The organism is Micromonospora sp. ATA51 (genome assembly GCF_016802855.1).
Classification (GTDB): domain Bacteria; phylum Actinomycetota; class Actinomycetes; order Mycobacteriales; family Micromonosporaceae; genus Micromonospora; species Micromonospora sicca.
Genome location: NZ_JAEVHJ010000674.1, coordinates 1 through 1253, shown reverse-complemented (window position 1 = coordinate 1253; position 1253 = coordinate 1). Strand labels below are relative to the sequence as shown.

General features: G+C 72.3%; 1 pseudogene. It reads right to left on the bottom strand.

From position 1 onward, the window contains the following. Positions 1-1253, bottom strand: a pseudogene (locus JNW87_RS38865) (FtsW/RodA/SpoVE family cell cycle protein); the annotation flags it as partial.

The window sequence follows — 1253 nt, the reverse complement described above, 5'->3', positions numbered from 1 at the left end:
GGCAACGGGGCCCAGACTAGTCGGACCCAGCGGGCCGGCGGACGGGCATGCAGGGCTCGGGCCGCGTCGGGCTCCGCGCGGGCGAACGAGGCGAGCATCCCGACCGCCGCCAGGGTGACCACCAGGGCGCTGCCGCCGTCGGAGATGAACGGCAGCGGCACGCCGGTCAGCGGCATCAGGCCGGTGACCCCACCGATGTTGATCACCGCCTGGCCGACCAGCCAGGCGGTGACGCCGGCGGCGGCGAGCCGGCGGAACGGATCCTCCACCCGCCGGGCGATCCGCAGCCCGGTGTACGCGAGCACGGCGAAGAGCACCAGCACCACCGTGCAGCCGACCACGCCCAGCTCCTCCGCGATGATCGCGAAGATGAAGTCGTTGTGCGCCTCGGGCAGCCAGCCGAACTTGAGGCTGCTCTTGCCCAGCCCGACGCCGAACCAGCCGCCGTGCTCGATGGCGTTGCGGGCCTGGACGATCTGGTAGCAGTTGGTCTCGAAGCACTTCGCCGGGTTGGGCGGGTTGATGAACGAGGTGAGCCGGGCCAGCCGGTAGTTGTCGGCGTCCCGGGAGCCGGACCCCGCGCCGACCGAGGCCGCGGCGACCAGCAGGCCGATGCCGAGCAGGCCGACCGCGGAGAGGGCGGCGAAGATCTGCAGCCGCACGCCGGCCGCCCAGAGCAACCCCACCACCAGGGCCAACAGGCAGAGCATGCTGCCCAGGTCGTTGTAGCCGACCAGCACGAAGAGCAGGGCGACCACCGGGAAGAGCGGGGTGGCCAGCTCCTTCCACCAGCCCAGCGCGGCGCCCTTGCGGGCCAGGACGTGCGCTCCCCAGAGGGCCAGAGCCAGCTTGGCCAGCTCGGCGGGCTGCACCTGGATCGGGCCGAGATAGAGCCAGAGCAGGTGGCCCGCAGCGGGCCCACCGACTTCACCCCGAACAGCGACTTCAGCGCCACCAGCAGGTTGAGCACGAGCAGCAGCACCACCGCCGCGCCCAGCACCGGCCGGCCCAGTGCGCGGAAGGTCCGGGCGGGCAGGCGCTGGCAGGCCCAGAACGCCACGATGCCGATGATCGCGAAGATCGTCTGCTTGACCAGGGAGGCCGAGGCGTCGCCGCCCTCGGCGTAGTCCTTCACGCTGGTCGCCGAGAAGACCATGGTCAGCCCGATCACCAGCAGCAGGCCGGCGCTGGAGAGCAGCAGGTAGTAGGAGGCCAGCGGGCGGGCCAGCAGGCCGCGCAGCTCGGCCAGCCCG